Here is a 1,684-nt window from a genome sequence, read left to right as displayed (position 1 = left end):
GTATATAGCTCCCAAAGTTGAAGTCACAAAGCAGGGGGTTGTAGCCCTGTTCCTAATGACAAATAGGGTGTCCACATCAGGAGCCGTGTGATGCGAAAGTATCAAGCACGGTTTTGAATGGGAGTTGGGGAAGGCGACTTCCATTTCGACCCCTACCGAAATGCTTTGACCGAATAAACCATGATTACCTACTATCCAAAATTCATTGTCCAAGCAGCCTGAAGAGAGACCTGAAACAATGGCTCAAAGCGGGTGTGCTAGATAACGGCGTATTCGAGGATACAGAAGCAGGGACACCCCAAGGAGGGGTAATAAGTCCACTCCTAGCCAACATCGCACTGGATGGCATGGTTAGGTTCATAGAAAAACTGTACCCTCAGAAAACAGACAATCGCCCTTATGCGACGGTCATAAGATATGCCGATGATTTTGTGGTTATCTCAAAAGACCTAGAAATCATTGAACAGTGCAAAACTGCTATCTCCGAATGGTTAAAACCTGTGGGACTAGAAATAAAACCCGAAAAAACTCGAATTTGTCACACACTCAAATCCATTGAGTATAATGGCAAGACTGAAGAACCTGGGTTTGATTTTATAGGATTCAATATCAGGCAATACCCAACAGGAAAATATAAGTCTGGGAAAACAGGTGGGGTAGCAAACCGATTAATCGGTCACAAGACCCACATTAAACCCAGTAAAAAGGCAGTTAAAGCCCATACTGAAGCGATAAAAGGTGTAATTGAAAAACATAAAACAGCACCTCAATCAGCCCTGATTAGCAAACTAAACCCAATCATAAGGGGATGGTCAAACTACTACTCAGGGGTAGTTTCAACAAAAACCTTCAATAAACTGGATAGCATAGTCTGGGTAATGTTACGGGCATGGACAGCATCAAGATGCGGAGAGGCAAGCCACGAAAAGCTAGGAAACTACTTCCATAAGGGAACGGTTAAACTTAGCAATGGGAAAGAAAAGCATGAATCTTGGTTATTCAAGACTAAGGATGGATATCAATTATGGAAACATAATTGGACTCCGATTGTTAGACATACCCTAGTGCGCCCTGACGCAACACCATATGATGGTAATTGGACTTACTGGGCAACCAGAAAAGGACAAGCAATCGACACGCCAAATAATGTAGCCAAACTACTCAAAAAGCAAAAAGGTAGGTGCGCCTGGTGTGGGCAATACTTTACCCCATCAGACATAATTGAAGTAGACCACATTGTACCTCGAAGCCTAGGCGGAAAGGATGTATAGCATTAGTTAAGGTGGTTAGGACGTAGCTTTGAGAACGGAATCCATGGCATCATGGAGAGAATCAAACTGCTCAATGCAGTGGCGAATACGGGCTTTCAGCCACGACCAACATTTCTCTATCTTCTTGAGGTCTGGCGAATAAGGTGGTAGATAGAGTAAACGGCATTGAGCTGCCTCCACCAGTTCAGCAATCCGCCCCCCTTTATGAAACGTTGCATTGTCCAATACTAGAGTCTGACCTGGCTTCAATGTTGGAATTAAGATGAACTCCAACCACAACTCAAACACTGTCCGATTACAACAACCCTCAAAGCTAAAGGGAGCTAAGAGTTGTTGATGACACCATGCGGCTATATAGCTTACCCTGCCCTGCCTCTTCCCTGATTTGAGTGCATGGAAGCGTTTTCCTTCCT

At 44.1% G+C, this 1,684-nt stretch carries 1 protein-coding gene and 1 pseudogene; one reads left to right on the top strand and one right to left on the bottom strand.

The annotated features are described in order from the left end of the window. Positions 1-152: 152 nt before the first annotated feature. Positions 153-1,265, top strand: a pseudogene (locus P5683_RS24575) (group II intron reverse transcriptase); the annotation flags it as partial. Positions 1,266-1,286: 21 nt separating this feature from the next. Here the strand turns inward: P5683_RS24575 and P5683_RS24570 are convergent. Next, positions 1,287-1,684 (bottom strand): IS630 family transposase (locus P5683_RS24570; protein WP_315645085.1); only part of this gene is annotated, 398 nt, incomplete at its 5' end.

The sequence above is a fragment of the Limnospira sp. PMC 1279.21 genome (assembly GCF_032349615.1).
Lineage (GTDB): Bacteria > Cyanobacteriota > Cyanobacteriia > Cyanobacteriales > Microcoleaceae > Limnospira > Limnospira fusiformis.
The sequence above is the reverse complement of the archived record's forward strand: the minus strand, read 5'-3'. Positions and strand labels throughout refer to the sequence as shown.